This is a genomic window from Halanaerobacter jeridensis, from assembly GCF_016908315.1.
In the GTDB taxonomy this organism is placed as follows: Bacteria; Bacillota; Halanaerobiia; order Halobacteroidales; family Halobacteroidaceae; genus Halanaerobacter; species Halanaerobacter jeridensis.
Map to the genome: position 1 here is coordinate 44,096 of NZ_JAFBDQ010000012.1, position 18,100 is coordinate 62,195.

At 32.9% G+C, this 18,100-nt stretch carries 12 protein-coding genes; all 12 read left to right on the top strand.

The annotated features are described in order from the left end of the window. Nucleotides 1-3: 3 nt before the first annotated feature. The 12 genes from JOC47_RS11160 (at nucleotide 4) to JOC47_RS11215 (ending at nucleotide 17,986) form a co-directional block, all read left to right on the top strand. On the top strand, nucleotides 4-1,710 hold the full coding sequence (locus JOC47_RS11160; protein ID WP_239551142.1) for a sensor histidine kinase: 1,707 nt from the start codon (nucleotides 4-6) through the stop codon (nucleotides 1,708-1,710). Nucleotides 1,711-1,721: 11 nt separating this feature from the next. Then, nucleotides 1,722-2,495, top strand: a complete 774-nt coding sequence (locus JOC47_RS11165) for a LytR/AlgR family response regulator transcription factor (RefSeq protein WP_204702157.1) — start codon at nucleotides 1,722-1,724, stop codon at nucleotides 2,493-2,495. Between the two features lie 990 nt (nucleotides 2,496-3,485). Then, nucleotides 3,486-6,080, top strand: a complete 2,595-nt coding sequence (gene adhE / locus JOC47_RS11170; protein ID WP_204702158.1) for a bifunctional acetaldehyde-CoA/alcohol dehydrogenase — start codon at nucleotides 3,486-3,488, stop codon at nucleotides 6,078-6,080. A gap of 194 nt (nucleotides 6,081-6,274) precedes the next feature. Beyond that, a complete protein-coding gene (locus tag JOC47_RS11175) occupies nucleotides 6,275-6,976 on the top strand; it encodes a DUF421 domain-containing protein (RefSeq protein ID WP_204702159.1) in 702 nt (233 codons plus the stop codon). Nucleotides 6,977-7,703: 727 nt separating this feature from the next. Next, nucleotides 7,704-11,066, top strand: a complete 3,363-nt coding sequence (locus JOC47_RS11180) for an Eco57I restriction-modification methylase domain-containing protein (RefSeq protein WP_204702160.1) — start codon at nucleotides 7,704-7,706, stop codon at nucleotides 11,064-11,066. 366 nt (nucleotides 11,067-11,432) lie between these two features. Beyond that, a complete protein-coding gene (locus JOC47_RS11185) occupies nucleotides 11,433-12,638 on the top strand; it encodes an ankyrin repeat domain-containing protein (RefSeq protein WP_204702161.1) in 1,206 nt (401 codons plus the stop codon). Between the two features lie 213 nt (nucleotides 12,639-12,851). Continuing rightward, nucleotides 12,852-13,754, top strand: coding sequence for an ABC transporter substrate-binding protein (locus tag JOC47_RS11190; RefSeq protein ID WP_204702162.1), 903 nt, complete (start codon nucleotides 12,852-12,854; stop codon nucleotides 13,752-13,754). Between the two features lie 16 nt (nucleotides 13,755-13,770). Then, nucleotides 13,771-14,913 (top strand): betaine/proline/choline family ABC transporter ATP-binding protein, encoded by a 1,143-nt coding sequence (locus JOC47_RS11195; RefSeq protein ID WP_204702163.1) that lies wholly within the window; start codon nucleotides 13,771-13,773, stop codon nucleotides 14,911-14,913. After that, a complete protein-coding gene (locus JOC47_RS11200; RefSeq protein WP_204702164.1) occupies nucleotides 14,910-15,569 on the top strand; it encodes an ABC transporter permease in 660 nt (219 codons plus the stop codon). Before JOC47_RS11195 ends, JOC47_RS11200 begins: the two co-directional genes overlap by 4 nt. Then, nucleotides 15,562-16,278, top strand: coding sequence for an ABC transporter permease (locus JOC47_RS11205; protein ID WP_204702165.1), 717 nt, complete (start codon nucleotides 15,562-15,564; stop codon nucleotides 16,276-16,278). Before JOC47_RS11200 ends, JOC47_RS11205 begins: the two co-directional genes overlap by 8 nt. 15 nt (nucleotides 16,279-16,293) lie before the next feature. Then, nucleotides 16,294-17,055: an ATP-binding cassette domain-containing protein gene (locus JOC47_RS11210; protein WP_204702166.1), complete on the top strand. Its 762-nt coding sequence runs from the start codon at nucleotides 16,294-16,296 to the stop codon at nucleotides 17,053-17,055. Continuing rightward, nucleotides 17,042-17,986 (top strand): SufB/SufD family protein, encoded by a 945-nt coding sequence (locus JOC47_RS11215; protein WP_204702167.1) that lies wholly within the window; start codon nucleotides 17,042-17,044, stop codon nucleotides 17,984-17,986. Before JOC47_RS11210 ends, JOC47_RS11215 begins: the two co-directional genes overlap by 14 nt. Nucleotides 17,987-18,100 lie beyond the last annotated feature (114 nt).

Genomic DNA, 18,100 nt, shown 5'->3' on the forward strand with positions numbered 1-18,100 from the left:
GGGATGGTAACTATGGAATTAGCTCAAATTAATAATTTATTATTTACTCTAATTAAAAGTATGTCTGTAATTGCAGTAGCTGCTTATTTATTGGGCTTGGAAACCAATCTCTTTAATAAATTATTTAACCAACGTCCTAAATGGCAGACAAAAGGTTTTTTAGTTATCTTTTTTGGTATTCTATCCCTGTCAGGTACTTATTTAGGGATAGAGATCCAAGGTGCTTATGCTAATATTAGGGCTATCGGAGCTGTGGTCGCTGGATTATTAGGTGGTCCAATGGTCGGAATACTGGCAGGATTAATTGGTGGGCTACATCGTTTTTTATTAGGCGGCTATACTGCTTTTGCTTGTGCATTATCAACGATTTTAGCTGGATTGATTGGCGGTATAGTGTATAAATATCGTCCATTAAATAGAATTAGTTTAAGAGAAGGATTTACTGTAGGAGTAGTGGTTGAAGTTATTGAAATGACTTTTGTTTTGATTTTTAGTAATCCTTATTCTGAGGCTTTAGTTTTAGTTGAAACAATTGCTTTACCGATGATTTTAAGTAATGCTTTAGGAATTGTATTATTTATAGATATTTTGCAGAAAAGTTTTCGCAAAAAAGAAGAGGCTAAAGCTCGACAAGCACATAAAGCATTGAAAATTGCTAATAATAGTCTCTGTTATTTAAGTGAGGGATTAAATCATGATTCGGCTTCTGAAACTGCAAAAATCATTTTAGAGATTACGGAAGTAACAGCAGTAGCTATTACGAATCAAGAAGAAGTCTTAGCCCATTGTGGAGCAGGAGAAGATCATCATCAAGCCGGGGCAGGTATTTTGACTGATGCTACTAAATTGGCTCTTGATCAAGGAGAGTTGAATATTGTTTCAACAGCAGATGAAGTAGGCTGTCCAGTTGATGGCTGTCCTTTGGGGTCAGCAGTAATAGTACCATTAAAGCAGGATCAAGAAGTAATTGGAACCTTAAAATTGTATAAAAGAACCGAACAGAGTATTACTGATGTTGATATTGTCTTGGCCCGCGGGATTGGTGAATTGTTATCGACTCAGCTTTATTTATCAAGGTTGAAGAAAGAAGCACAGTTAACTACTGAAGCAGAGTTAAAGGCGTTACAAGCACAGATCCACCCTCATTTCTTATTCAATTCTTTGAATACAATTGTTTCTTTCTGTCGGACTGACCCTGATCAGGCACGGAAGTTATTGATGAGATTATCTAAATTTTTCCGTAAAACTTTGACGCAAAATAGTAAAATTGTGACCCTCAAACAAGAATTAGATTATATGCAGGATTATATGACGATTGAGAAAGCACGTTATGGAGATAAACTAAATATTGAGATAGATATTCCAGATCGATTATTAGATTATAAAGTACCTAGTTTTACACTCCAGCCGCTTGTAGAGAATGCTATTAAACACGGCTTAGCACCGCAGGCTCAAGCTGGTACAGTAGAGATTAAGGCAGAAATTGTGGATTCTAATCTAATAATTGAAATTATAGATGATGGAGTAGGAATTGCTGACAATAAAGTAGAAGATATTTTGGAAGTAGGTAGTGGTCAAGATGTGGGGATTGGCTTAAGTAATGTTGATCAGCGTTTAGATAAAATTTATGGTAATGAATATGGAGTTGAAATTAAGAGCAAATTAAATAAAGGGACAAAAGTAATTATTACTCTACCACTTAAGGAGTAGGTGTTAGAAAGATGGCTAAACTACAAACAATTATTGTTGATGATGAAGCTCCAGCGCGTAACGAACTAGATTATCTATTGACTGAAATTGATGAAGTTGAATTAATTGCTGAAGCAGATAATGGGATTGCAGCTTTACAATTAATTAAGGAAGAACAACCAGACCTTGTATTTTTAGATATTGAAATGCCGGGGAAGAATGGCCTTGAGGTAGCTGAAGAATTACAAAAGATGAAGCAACCACCGCAGATAATCTTCTTGACGGCTTATGACCAATATGCTCTAGATGCTTTTAAAGTCAATGCAATTAATTATATTTTGAAGCCTTATGAAGAAGCTGAAGTTTATGAAGCAATTGAAAGAGTACAGGAGTTATATCCTGAACAAGAATTATTAGAAGAAAAATTGACGGCAGTGATGAATGAGTTATCGGATGATAATCAACAACAAGAGGTAGACAAGCTACCAGTGACTACTAATCGGGGTCGAATTAAATTATTGGAGTATGGAAAGATAATTTATATTCATACTAAAGCTAAAAAAGTTTATGCTGTAACTAAAGATAAGGAATATGAGGTGGATAACAACTTAACAGAATTAGAAGAAAAATTAAGTTCAGATTTCTTTAGAGTACACCGCAGTTATATCGTTAACCTGGCTAAGATAGAAGAGGTAATTCCTTGGTTTAAGGGTAAGTATCAAGTGGTAATGGCTGATAATAACAATCAAAAAATACCTGTGAGTCGTTCTAAAGTAAAAACTCTACAGCAGATTTTTGATTTGTGATAAAGTAAAAAGAGCAACCGATTTAATCGGTTGCTCTTTTCTTAATTTTAGTAATCATAACCGCCGCCTAAAACTAATAAAATCAAAATTAAGAAGATAATATAAACTAAATTATCTCCACCACCGCCAAATAAGTCTCCCATTTATGTTCCCTCCTCTCTTTTACAGTATTTTTATTTCTATACTATGAAAGTTTAATCTATTTTGTTAAACAGAACTCTAAACCATTCATCTCTAATGAGTAAAGCAGCCAGGTTCCTGGCTGCTTTAGAGTTAGGTGGCTAAGTTAACAATCATAACCTCCACCTAAGACTAATAGAATCAAAATTAAGAAGATGATATAAACACAGCTATCTCCACATCCACCAAATAAGTCTCCCATTAATTATGCCCCCTTTGTTTTATAGGTTTACTTTATACTATGCAGGTTGTTGTTAATTCGTTAATTGATTCCTCCACCCACCATATTTTTCCTTTAACAATTTGATTATTTAATTTATATATTATAATGTAGTCATTTTAAGTTAGAGAGGGGGATTATAATGGATTATAGCTATGAAGATCATGGCGGCGGCAACATAATGTGGATATTTTTGATACTTATTTTAGTATTATTTACTGGAGGAATGGAATGGTAAAAAATTAAGAAATTAAACTACCTGCTTGGTCTTAATTGATCAAGCAGGTAGTTTAATTAGATATTTTTTTAACAAAAAACTAATAAATTTCTTGACGCTGTTAAAATATTTGTTATAATAATAACGAAGATTGAGAAAGAGAGGACTTCATATTAGCTATAAAACCCTAAATTAATAGTTATCTATAAAATTATAGTAATTAGATCCAATCTATAATACTAATATCTTTGATATAATATTAACTATTTTTTTAGTGGTTAAGTGAAAAAAATAACAAAGTAATAATTAAGTAGTTTAAAAGATGATATTTAAGTCAATATTAAGATTAATAAGTCTATAAGGGGGAATCAAAATGTCAATTAAAAAAGTGACTAACACTGAAGAATTAGAAGAATTAATTACAGAAGTAGAAGAGGCACAGAGAGAATTCGCTGAATATTCGCAGGAAGAAGTGGATGAAATTTTTAGAAAAGCATCTGTTGCTGCAAATGACAAGCGTATTGATTTGGCTAAATTGGCAGTAGAAGATACTGAAATGGGAGTAGTAGAAGATAAGGTGATTAAAAATCACTTTTCTGCAGAGTATATTTATAATGAGTATCGTGACAGTAAAACTTGTGGTGTAATAGAAGAGGATGAATCTTATGGAGTTAAAAAGATTGCTGAACCAATAGGAGTTTTAGCTGGGATTGTACCTGTTACTAATCCTACTTCCACAACTATTTTCAAGTCGTTGATTTCGCTTAAAACAAGAAATGCAATTATTTTCTCTCCTCATCCGAATGCTACTGAATGTACAATTGAAGCTGCTAAAACTGTTTTGGAAGCAGCAGTAGAGGCTGGGGCACCTGAAAATATTATCGGCTGGATTGATGAGCCGTCAATTGAAATGTCACAGATGTTAATGCAGCATCAGAAGGTAGCTATGATTTTAGCTACAGGAGGACCAGGTATGGTCAAGCAGGCTTATTCATCTGGAAAGCCAGCAATTGGAGTAGGTGCAGGTAATACTCCAGCTGTAATTGATGAAACAGCGCATCTGAAAATGGCTGTTAGCTCAATTTTAATGAGTAAAACTTTCGATAATGGTGTTATTTGTGCTTCGGAACAGTCAGTAACTGTAGTTGATGAAGTTTATGAAGAGGTCAAGCAAGAATTTATTAGTCGTGGAGCATATGTTTTATCACCTGCTGAAAAAGAGAAAGTAGATGATATTTTATTACAAGATGGTCATATTAATTCAGAAGTAGTAGGACAGCCAGCAGCAAAGATTGCTAATTTAGCTGGGTTAGAAGTACCAGAAGAAACTAAAGTCTTAATTGCTGAAGTTGAAGAAGTAGGAGAAGAGGAACCATTCTCTTATGAGAAATTGTCACCAACGTTGGCTCTTTATCGAGCTGAAGATTTTTATTCAGCAGTCGATAATGCTACAGATTTAGTTGAATTTGGTGGCATGGGTCATACTTCAGTTTTATATACAGATAGAGTTAATGAAGATAGAATAGATTACTTTGATACTGAAATGAAAACAGGAAGAATTCTAGTTAATATGCCTTCATCTCAAGGAGCAATTGGTGATATTTATAACTTTAAATTAGAACCATCTCTAACCTTAGGTTGTGGTTCTTGGGGTGGGAATTCAGTCAGTGAAAATGTGGGGGTTAAACATCTAATGAATATTAAGACAACTGCGGAACGAAAAGAGAATATGTTGTGGTTTAAAGTACCAGAAGATATCTATTTCAAATATGGATCCTTACCAATTGCTTTAAAAGAATTAGATGATAAAGAAAAAGCATTTATTGTAACTGACGAGGATTTATATGATTTAGGTTATGCTGAGAGAATTACTGATGAATTAGATAAAAACGATGTAGACTTTAGAGTTTTCTCTGATGTCAAGCCGGATCCGACACTATCTACAGTTAATAAAGCTTTAGAAAAGATGAGATCTTATGAACCAGATTTAATTATTGCTTTAGGTGGCGGATCTCCAATGGATGCTGCCAAAATCATGTGGTTATTGTATGAGCACCCAGAAGCTAAATTCAAAGAATTATCAATGACTTTTATGGATATTAGAAAAAGAATTTATAAATTCCCAGAGCTAGGAAATAAAGCAGAAATGGTAGCAATACCTACTACTTCAGGAACTGGATCAGAAGTAACGCCATTTGCAGTAGTCACTGATGATGAGACAGGGATAAAATATCCAATTGCTGATTATGAATTAACTCCTAATATGGCAATTGTTGATCCTGATTTAGTATTAAGTATGCCGCCGAAATTGACTGCTTATTCTGGAATTGATGCTTTAACTCATGCAATTGAGGCTTATGTATCAGTCTTATCAAATGAATATACTAAAGGATTAGCTTTAGAAGCAATTCGCTTAATCTTTAAGTATCTGCCTCGATCTTATAAAAATGGTGCCGATGATAGAAAAGCAAGAGAAAAGATTCATTATGCTGCCACAACAGCGGGAATGGCTTTTGCTAATGCTTTCTTAGGTATCTGTCACTCGATGGCACATAAATTAGGTTCAACGTTCCACTTACCGCATGGTTTAGCTAATTCACTGTTGATTAAACCTGTAATTAAATATAATTCAAGTAATGTACCACAAAAACAGGCATCATTCCCACAGTATAAGTATCCGTTAGCTAAGAGAAGATATGCTAAAATTGCTGAACACTTAGGATTAGGTGGGAATAGTGATGAAGAGAAGACTAAACTTTTAATTGATGCTATTGATGAGTTACAAAATGAATTAGATTTACCTAATAGCATCAAAGAAGCTGGAGTTTCTGAACATGATTTCTATAAAGAACTTGATCATATGTCAGAATTAGCTTTTGATGATCAATGTACGGCTGCAAATCCACGTTATCCGTTAATTAGTGAATTGAAAGAACTATATATTAAAGGATTTAATGGAGAATTTTAAGTTGTATTTGATGTAATACCTGTTTGAAAACCCCTTTACCGCCAGGTTTAACCTACCTGGCGGATTTCATTTTTTTGAAAGAATGAATAATAGTATTAGCTTAATAGCACAATAATTAAAGGAGTTCATACTGAACTTATTAATGAGAAAGACTGATAAATTAACATATAATATTTTTGATTTGAGGTGGTTACTTGAATAATGGAATAATGATTACCTTTCGTGTGTTTTTAGCTCTGTTCTTTTTATTTATCTTTACTAAATTATTAAGTAAAAGAAGTTTAGCCAAGTTGACTTATTTTGATTATATTGCAATAGTAACTTTAGGTACTTTAGCTGGTAACTTAGCTTTTAATACCAAAATAGAAATTATGGATTTTCTATTGGCTATGGTATTAATTACAATAATTATAAAATTGGCTTCTTATGGGGCAATTAAATCTAAATTTTGGCGTAAAAAAATAGCAGGAGAGGCAACAGTATTAATCGAGAATGGTAAAATCAGAGAAGAAAAGATGCATCAATTAAACTATTCTTATGATTATTTATTGGAACAATTGCGCCAAGAACAAATCTTTAATTTGTCTAAAATTGAATTTGCTTTATTAGAACCTAATGGAGAACTGAGTGTGCAGTTGAAATCACAATATCGACCAGTAACTCCTCGCGACTTGGGTTTAGAAACTAATTATGAAGGGTTATCTACAACATTGATTTTAGAAGGCCAAGTTCTAAAAAGTAATTTAGCAGCAAACAATTTATCAGAAGAGTGGTTAAGTAAAGAATTAGATAAACGTAATATAACGGATAGTAAAAAAGTTACTTTTGCTGCTTTAGGAACTAATGGGAAGTTGTATGTAGATTTATATGATGATCAAGCGTGGGATGATAAATGATGTAGCTAAGATATTTGCTTAATTTTAGCTCAGATAATATAATATCTATATAAAGTGTAACTTCTAGATGGCTGAGCAATCATTTCTTCGTTCAGAAATTTAGGATGATTCGTCTAAAATTCGTTCAAGTAAAATCAATTTCACTTAATTTAAATTGGAAATTAAGTAATACAAAATTGATTTCACTTTCACTTCATTAAGACTCATTAACATACTAAATTTAATGCCACTACGAAAAACTTGCTCAGCCATCTAATGATAGTTTTAATTTAATAGCGGGAGCAGGGACTGTCTTATCAAGATAGTTCTGTTTTAATTGTAAGTTTTTGATTTTGACTAATTATTAGATAAATTAAAATTAAAACCAAAAGGCACAATCAAAAAATAAGCAATCCCAAAATGGTATATCTCTGCCTCCACACTTTAAGTAAAGCTGCCTTGGATTAAGATAAAATTGTTTCGCAGCGACTTCAAATCTAGTTTGTCAATAAGTCTTAATGAAGTATAATAAAAAATGATTTTGGGAGTTTAATTTCAAATTTAATTCGTCCCTCATAACAATCACGTCCTGTGATATTCGGGACATTAAAACTTCCTGTTCGTCAAAACTAAATTATTTTTTATTATACAAATTTAGACGAATCAAACTAGATTTATAAGTGAAGAAATCATTTTATCTTAATCCCGAAAGTGGCACTTTATATATAGAAAAGGAGTTGCAATTTGTATGCGGAAGGAATTGTTGAAATCTACTTTTAGTACTAAATTTGATTTAGATAACTTAGAAGAATTAATAGCTGAAATATATGAGTCACCTATAGCAAGAGAAGAAATTGATTTTGCAGAGCAGAATGTTAATTCATTTCTAAGATTAAAGGCTGAAGATGAGCAAAATGTAGTTTTAGTTTTAGAAACAACTACGGAACTGAAGTGGAATTTTAAATTGCGGAAACTAGTGGCTGATTATTTAGCTGAACATCAGTTAAAACAAGGGCTAGTTGCTTTTTTTAATCCCCAGCAACAAGATTGGTATTGGACTATAGTACATAGAACTGAATTAAGTCCTTATTTATTAAATTGTTATTCTATTCCTGTAGGTCCTAATATGAGCGGGGCTAACTGGGATGAATTACAACAGTCACTAAAAAATAAAGATTTGCAAGAGTTGACAAGGGATTTTGGTACCGCTTTGAGAAAAAAATTTGTAGCTGATTGTAAAGAGTATCATCAACTATTAGAAGATAAATTAACTTTATCATTAGGTGCAGGTCTAAAAGAAGAGTTGAGCTCAAACCTAGCTGAATTAGCAGAAAAGTTATTGAGTAAATTAATTTTATTTTATATCCTAACTAAGAAAGAATTACTTGAAGTAAAGTTTAGGGATCATTTAGAAACTTCTGAGCAAAAAAAGTTAGTTGACCTAGCTCAATTAGAGATACTAGATCTTTTTATCAAAGATCAGAATAAGATAATTTTGCCCCAAAAGATTGAATTAGTAAAAGAAGTATGGGAGTTATTAAATGACTATGATTTATCTATAACAGAAGATGAACCTTGGGCCAAAGTTTTAACAATTGGCCCTGAAATATTAGCTGATGTGCATGAAGAATTATTGGGGGCAAATCAGCGTAAGACAAATGGAGTATTTTATACTCCTAAACAAGTTGTGCATTATATGAGTCAGCAAAGTATTATTGAGCATCTGTTAAGTCAAATTCCTGAATTGGATTATCAACAAGTTAAGAATTTAGTTAGAGAGAGAGAGCTTGCTAATATTGACAAGAGCCTGCTGCCGCAAATTTATAAATCTTTGAGCGAAATTAAAGTTTGTGATCCAGCAGTAGGTTCAGGTGCTTTTGCCTTAGGAATAGCTAAAGAATTATTTAGAATTAAAGAAATAGTTATTTATTTAATTGGCGATCAAGTAATGAGCCAAGAATTGAAAGTTAATACAGTTAAAGATTCTCTTTATTGTTTAGATATTGATAGGGGAGCTGTAGAAATAACTAAATTAAGATTATGGTTATGGACTGCTGCTGAAAAGAAGTTCTTAGGTGACTTAAAATATCAAATTATAGAATCCAATCCTCTTTTGAAAATTGAACGTAATTTAGAGCAGCAGGATACTGAATTAAAAGCTGCCCGCAATGATTATTATCAGCAATCTACTTTAAGAGAACGTAAAAAATATAAGCAGAGATATGAGCAATTGAAAGAAGAAAAGTTAGGAAAGGTGTTTTCCTTAGTTGATTATTTTCCTAAAGTTTTTAAGCAGGGTGGCTTTAATATTGTAATTTCTAATCCACCTTATGTTGGTGAAAAGGGCAATAAGGAAATCTTTAGAGAAATTAAAAAGTATTCTTTAGGTCAATTTTATAGTGGGAAGATGGATTTGTTTTATTTCTTCTTTCACTTAGGATTAGATATTGTCTGTGAGCAGGGAACAGTTGCTTTAATTACTACTAATTATTATTTGACTGCTACTGGAGGTTATCAATTAAGAGAAGATTTACAGCAGCGGGGTGTGATTAAAAAGTTAATTAATTTTAATAATTTAAGATTATTTCCTGCTGCTATTGGGCAGCACAATTTGATAACTATTTTGCAAAAAGATAGTAGTAATCAGGCAAGTGCTGTAGCTGAAAATATAGTTACTTATCGTGAAGGAGATGCTGATGAAGAAACATTACTGCAAATACTAGCAGAAACTGACGAGCAAAGTAATTATTATACAGTGCCGCAGGAAAAATTATATCAAGGGCCAGAAAAATATTTACGCTTAGAAGTAGATAAAATTGATGACTTTTTAACTGTTGTAGCAGAAAAAAGTGAAGAGTTAGGGACTTTGTGTAATGTCAATCAAGGTATTGTAAGTGGTTGTGATCGAGTTTCTAACCGCCATATTAAAGGATATGATCTGCCACAGCAAGTTAAAGGAAGTGGGATTTTTGTTTTAACTGCTGCTGAAGTAGAGGAATTAAATCTATCTCAAGATAAGCAGGAAGTGTTGAAACCGTGGTTTAAAAATTCAGACATTAAACAATATTGGTGTCAGCAGGAGAACAAAGGCGAGTATATCTTATATTTGAAGCAGGGTACTTCAAAATTAACTACTGCTCTAAAAGATCATTTAAGGCCTTTTCGTGCTATTCTTGAATCGCGACGAGAAGTAGCAGCAGATAGAATTAAGTGGTGGGAATTACAGTGGCCGCGTAGTAAAGAAATATTTGAAGAGCCAAAATTAGTTGTGCCGCAGCGAAGCAAAATCAATACTTTCGCTTATACTGAAGATTCTTGGTATGCTAGTGCTGATGTTTATTATATTACCCAGCCCCAGCCGGGAGTTAAATTGAAATATATCTTGGCTTTGTTGAATTCTACCCTGTATTATTTGTGGTTTTATTATAAAGGGAAGAAAAAGGGGAACTTATTAGAATTATACCAAAAGCCGTTAACTGAAGTACCGATTAAAGTAATTAGTTTAGAGCAACAGCAGATCTTTATTGATTTAGTAGAACAAATAGAGCTTAAGAAAGAAAAATTAATAGAATATCAAGCTATTACATTTGCTGAAATAAAAAATAAAGTTAATTTAACTACTAGATCTACTTTAAAAGAAATTATAGATGATAGCAAAGTATTTGAAGTTGATTATCATGGACAAGCTAAGATAGTGCGTGATATAAAGGTTGTTCTAAAAGAAGAAAAAGTAGAGCTTTATAGTGCTAAATCTAGTACAGGTTATTATAGATTATTTGAATTTGAAGTACTTAATAATCAATTAAGAAAATATCTTAAATTTTATTTAGAATCATTAACTACAGAGCAGTTAGAAGAAATAAATAATAATTCTAATTCTGCTTTAGTAGATAGAGTATTAGAAATTGAAATCCCGGGTTATCAAGAGGTGAGTCGAGTTCAGACAATTGTTGACTATTGGGAAGAGATTCAGGAAAGTAAAAGTAAAATTCAAGAAAAAATCATTGATTTACAAGAAGAGATAGATCAATTAGTCTATCAGTTATATGATTTTAATGCTGCAGAAATAGAATTTTTAACTAAAAAGAAAAAAGAAATAAAAAACTATTAAAAAAAGTAAAATAAACAGGAAATTAAAAGGGTAATGTCTAAATATAAATAATAAGCGATTAGAACAGTAAAGAGTAATGAGTGAAGAGAAAATAGAAAAGACAGTAAAAATCAGTAACTAGTGAAGAGTAAAGAGAAAACAGAAAATAATAAAGAGTAATAATGAGTATAAAGAAAAAACAAGAAAGAAAAGTATAGACTTGGCATTGCCAAGTCTATCTAATAACAAATAAAAATAAGCGCTAATATGAAATCATGTGATATAAAAGAGTGAAGAGAAAATAATAAAACCATAAAATCACAACCTATAAAGATAGTTACGGATTTATAAAATATAAATTTTTAATAGAGAAAAGGGAGCGGTAGTATGTTAGAAAAAAATTCTTGCCAACATAAATTTTCAGCAGCAGAATTGAAGCAGATTGATAAAAGAATAAATTTACAATTTGAATTGAAAAGTCGCTCAGAAATAGAGCAGTTAATCTTAAAGGCTATTAATTTGTTATTAAGCACTGATTATTCCTCAGAAATAGTTGCAGAAGTATTTCAAGATATTTTTAAGGAACAGCTTAGTTGCGATAAGTTAGAAGCAGGAGAAATCAAATATATAGTCTATGATTTATTAGAAACAGCAGATAAAGATAATTTTTGGACTTATAATTTTCTCATTAAGTTAATTAATAAATTAAACTATCTACAGGGGGAAGGATTAAATTCTAATCTGAAACAGCAATTAATATCGTATTTTTCTAAGCGGATAAATATAATTGAAAATGAGCTCTATGTTATGAATCAATCTTGTGCTACAGAAGTAGAAACTGTAATCAATTTAGTTTTTAAGTTATGGGAACAGTATGAAGAAAAAATAGAAGAAAAAGATTTATTATTAATTAAATTACAATTGCAGGAGTTAGATTTAAACCCTCACCAAGCATTTAAGATTAAGGATTTTTATAAATATTTAAACAATAATTCAGAATTATGCGTTCAATTCACTTCTAATATTGCTCAGTCTGAATACAATAAATATGATGTTGTTGATATGCCGTTAGTTAGTGGTTTAATAGAATTAGACAAATTAATTAATAATAATAATCAATTATGTAAAACGATAGTTGATAAAATGAATGGTTTAGGAATTGATTATGATCAAGAAGAATTCAATTTAGAAATTCTAAATAATTATTTAAGTGAAGAAGCTAATTTTAATTTAGAGCAAGAATTAGATGTTTTTCATTTTATTGTTGAATTATTGACAGATTTAATTAGGGTTTCGATAAATAAAAAGAAGAGAGAAACAGGGCAGGAATTGATTGAAGCAATTAAAGCAGAAGATTTAACTCGGGCCAAAGAACTGATTAATTCAGAAGTAGAAGTTAACATTAAAGATAAAGAAGGTAGGACACCATTAATTTGGGCTGCTGAGAAAGGGCAGGAGGAATTAATGATGAAGTTAATGAAAGCAGGAGCTAAATTAGATGCTACTGATGACCAAGGTCGAACGGTATTAAGCCGGATTCATAGTTGTTATCAGATGGAAGTTATGCAGCGTTTAAACCAAAATAGTAATTAGTAATAGTAACCGTATGTGTTGAGCATACGGTTTTAATTTTAGCAATTAATATTAATTAAAAATAATGATTATTATTAGCAGGAGAAAATAAAAATATGCGTAATAATTATATAGTAAGGAAAAAGAAGTAATGAGTAAGAAGTAAAGAGTAAGAAGTGATGAGTGAAGAGAAAAAACAGTGAAGAGTAAAAAGAAAAAAAGGAGTGAGAAAAAATGAAAAAGCTTAGTTTGTTATTATTAATCGTAATGTTGATTGGTTCAGTAGTAACAGGTTGTGGTGGAAGTAATGATGCAGGAGAAAAGACTGTTAAAATCGGGGGTAAAGCAGGAACTGAGGCTTATGTTTTAGCAAATTTGGCTAAAGTATTATTAGAAGAAGAAGGATTTAAAGTTAAAACTAAGTTAGGAGTTAAATCAGTTTTGGCTCGTAAGGCTTTGGAAACTGGTGAAGTAGATCTTTATTATGAGTATACCGGCACTGCTTATACTGTCTATCATAAAGCTTCTAACAAAGAGGTTATGACTAATCCTGAGAAAGTTTATGAGTGGGTGAAGAAGAAAGATAAGGAGCAAAATTTGCTTTGGCTAGATAGAATTACATATAACAACACTTATACTGTGATGTTGAGAGAAGAAGATGCTAAACAATGGAATATTCAATCATTATCTGATTTAGCAGCTAAAGCTAAAGAGTTAGGTCTTACATTTGGGACGGATTCTGAATTTTATCAACGTCCTGATGGTTTACAGGCGCTAATGAAGAGTTATAATTTAGAGTTTGGTGATATTAAGAAAATGTCAGCTGGGATTGTTTATAAAGCTCTTAAAGAGGGCAAGATAGATGCAGGGATGGGATACTCAACTGATGGGCGCATTAAAGCGTTTGGTTTTGTTAATTTGAAAGATGACCAAAACTTTTTTCCAGTTTATAATCCAGCACCTGTAATTAGAAAAGAAGTTTTAGAAGAATATCCTGAAATAGAAAAGATATTAAAGCCGTTAACTAAAAAATTAACTACAGCTGAAGTACAGAAGTTAAATGCTAAAGTAGCTATTGAACACCAAGAAGCTTATCAAGTGGCTAAAGAATGGTTGAAAAAACAAGGCTTAATTTAGATCGGGGGCCAAAACAGTGATTGAATATCAAAATGTAGTTAAAGAATACCAAGATAATGGAGCATTGATTAAAGCAGTTGATGATTTGTCTTTGCAAGTGGAATCTGGCGAGTTAGTAGTTTTACTTGGTCCTTCTGGTTGTGGGAAAACGACTTTATTACGTCTAACTAACCGCCTAGAAGATTTAACTGCGGGTCAAATTTTAATTAATGGGCAAAATATATTAGAACAAGATGAAGTTAAACTACGGCAGAAAATTGGGTATGTGATTCAGGAAATAGGGTTATTCCCTAATAAAACTATTGCTGAAAATATAGGAATGGTTCCTAAAATAATTGGCTGGTCAGCCGAGAGAATTGAAAAAAGAGTGCAGGAATTATTAGAAATGATGAATTTAGATGCTGATTTATTTAAAGACCGTTATCCAGCCCAATTATCAGGGGGCCAAAGACAGCGAGTGGGTGTTGCTAGAGCTTTAGCAGCAGACCCAGAGTTGTTGTTAATGGATGAACCATTTGGAGCTATTGACCCTATCAATCGCAAAGAAATTCAAGATCAGTTTCTGCATCTGCAGGATAAATTGCAAAAGACGATTATATTTGTTAGTCATGATATTCAAGAAGCTTTAAAGATGGGCGATAAAATAGCTTTAATTAATAACGGTCAAGTAGTACAATTTGGTACTCCAGAAGAAATTTTGCTGGAACCAGCTAATGACTTTGTCCAAGATTTTGTTGGTACTGAACGGGCTATGAAGGCTTTAGATTTGGTACAGGTTACAGAAATAATGCATGAGGTAGAATATAAGTATAAAGGTTTAGCAGTTCAAGATGCTTTAACTTGGTTTAGAAAAAAGAATAATGAATATCTTTTAATCTGTAACCGAGACCAAAAACCATTAGGCTATGTCAGTCATCAAGATTTAGTTGATGATTATGCTGCTGAAGCAGTAATTGATGATTATATTCGAGATTTATATACTGTTTTACATCCGCAGGATACCCTTAAAGAAGCATTGAATGTGATGGTAACTAATGAAGTGACTACTTTATGTGTAGTAGAAGAAGGGGCTTTAGTAGGGGTTGTTAAATTTGCTGATTTGCAGGACTATTTGAGCAAAAATTACCGACGGGAGCATCAGGAGTTGAAAAAAGCATGATTGAATTTCTGATTAATAACTGGCATCAAGCTTTAGTACTAGCCGGGGAACATTTATTTATTGTCTTAGTAGCGACTAGTTTAGCTGCTGCAATTGGGATTCCATTAGGGATTTTGATTTCAACTAAAGAAGATTGGGCCCCAGTAGTAATTAATGTAGCCAATATTATTATGACTATTCCTAGTATTGCTTTATTTGGTATTATGCTGCCTTTACTATCAATCTTTAATGCTGGTTTAGGAACCGTGCCAGTAGTGATTGCGTTAATTCTTTATTCGCAATTGCCAATTATTCGTAATACTTATACTGCTATTCAAAATATTGATCCTGCTGTAGTAGATTCTGCTAAAGGAATTGGGCTTTCCACCTGGCGGCGCTTAATTGAAGTAGAGCTACCGTTAGCTTTACCAGTCATCATAGCCGGACTGCGAATAGCAATAGTGATGAATATTGGAATTGTGACTATTGCTGTTTATGTAGGAGCAGGTGGTTTAGGTAAATTCATTCAACGCGGGATTGACCAAGTTTATGAAGAACAGATTATGGCTGGGGCTTTATTAGTTGCTTTATTAGCAATTGTAGTTGAAGCTTTACTTTATGGTGTTGAATATTTGGTTACTCCAGCTGGATTAAAGGAGGGCCAACAACATGACTAAACAGACTGCTCGGATATATCGGGGAGCTTTAATACTTTTAATTGCTGTGCTGCTGATTTACTCCTATTGGAGTGGATTAACGAAATATATGATAGAAAATGCTAGCCAATTGTTGAAATTACTCCAACAGCATTTATTATTAGTAGCTATTTCAATGGGTTTAGCTTCTGCTTTAGGAATTAGTATTGGAATTATTCTCAGTCGCCCTGGATTAAAGAAGTATCAGGGGGTTGTAATGTATATTGTTGGTTTAGGCCAAACTATACCTTCTCTAGCAGTATTAGCGTTGACGATGAGTGTCTTGGGAATAGGTATCAAACCAGCTATTTTTGCTTTAACGATTTATACTGTGCTGCCAATTGCTCGTAACACTTTGGCGGGCTTAGATGCTGTAAGTGATGATTTGCTAGATGCTGCGCGCGGCATGGGACTTCCAAATTGGCGCATTTTGTGGGAAGTAGAATTGCCGAATGCTTTAACAGTAATTCTAACAGGGGTTAGAATGGCTTTAGTAATTAATATTGGTACTGCTGCTTTAGGAGCTTTAGTAGGAGCAGGAGGTTTAGGAGAACAGATTTTTACTGGAATTAGTTTTTTAGATACTAAGTTGATGTTGTCAGGAGCAATTCCCACGGCATTGCTGGCCTTAACAGCAGATTATGGAGTACAGATGTTGGAGGATTTGTTGGTGTCGGAAGGAATTAAATAAAGGGGAGTGATAAAAGTGTCTGATCAATTACTACAAATAAAAAACTTAGATTTAGTGTTAGACAATAAGAAAATACTTGATGATTTGACTTTGGAAGTAGATTCGGGATATGTATGTGCTTTAATTGGTCCCAATGGCTGTGGGAAGAGTTCTTTAGCTTATACTTTAATGGGTTTAGAAGGTTATAGTCCGAGTAATGGACAAGTTTTATTTAAAGATGAGGAGATAACTGATTGGTCTACTCAATCTAGAGCGCAAAAAGGAATGACTTTAGCGTGGCAGGAGCCAGCTCGCTTTGAGGGGGTTACAGTCAGAAAGTTTTTATCACTGGGATTAGAGGGACAAGAAAAAGAAGTAACAGAAGAAAAATTGCAGTGGGCTTTAAATGAAGTAGCGATTAATCCGCGCAAATATTTAGATCGAAGAGTAGATGAGACTTTAAGTGGAGGGGAAAGAAAACGGATTGAATTAGCTTCAATTTTGTTAATGGAGCCTGATTTAGTGATTTTAGATGAACCTGATTCTGGTGTAGATGTAGTAGCTTTAAATAATATTAGTGATGTTATTAATGATTTTAAAGAGCAAGGAACTGGGGTAGTCTTAATTACTCACTCTGATGAGATGTTAGATTTAGCTGATGAAGCCGCTTTGATTTGTGAAGGAGAGATAATTAGACGAGGAGAACCGCAGCGGATAGCAGATTATTTTAGAGATGACTGTTTACCTTGTGAAGATACTGAATGTTTAGTGGAGGTGGAAGATAATGGCACAAAATGATTATCAACAAATGGTAGATGCTTATGATAATGCTGGCGGCGATAAAGATATTTTTTCCAATAGTGATGTAGCTCATTTGGTGATTGAAGAAGATGAAGTAGTAGGTTCTCATTTAGTAGAGGGATTGACAGTTGATGTGGATACGGAAGAGAACTTGGTTAAAGCTAAAATAGTAATTGAAGAAGGTCAGCAGATTGAAAAACCAGTGCACCTCTGTTTTGGAGTACTGCCTGAAGAAGGATTACAGCAAATAGATATGGATATTACAGTAGAGGATAATGCTGCTGTAGAAATTTTAGCCCATTGTGTGTTCCCTAATGCTAAAGATGTAACTCATAAGATGGATGCTGAAATCAAGGTAGGAGATAATAGCGAATATATCTATCGTGAAGTGCATGATCACGGTAGTAATGGTGGAGTTGAAGTAATTGCTAATACTGATATTGTGATGCAGGAGAATAGTTTATTGAAAACGATCTTTAATTTATTTGAAGGACGAGCGGGATTGATTGATATCTCTTATGAAAGTGAAATAGGTGCTGATTCTAAAGTAGAAATGATTGCTAAAATAAGCGGTTATGAAGATGATGAAATAAAGATTGAAGAGAATGCGGAATTAAAAGGGGCTAATGCCCGAGGATTGTTAGAGACTAGAATAGCTCTTCAAGATGAAGCCAAAGCAGATATTTTAAATGAAATGACTGCTTATGCTCCGGGAGCACAGGGACATGTTGACTGTACTGAGGTTATTAAAGATAATGCTCATGCTCGTGCGGTACCAGTAGTTGATGTTCGCCACCCAGAAGCAAAAGTGACCCATGAAGCAGCAATTGGTAGTATTGATAGTACCCAATTACAGACTCTTTTGGCCCGTGGATTAGACGAAGAAGAAGCGAGTGACGTTATAATCCAAGGAATGTTGAGAGGATAAAAAGTAGAAAAATGTCAAAATAAAAGGGAAATTAAATTTTTTGTTGAAATATAACCATAGTAATATATAATTATATTTGGTAAATTAAGAATTATTAAATTGATAATGGGTACT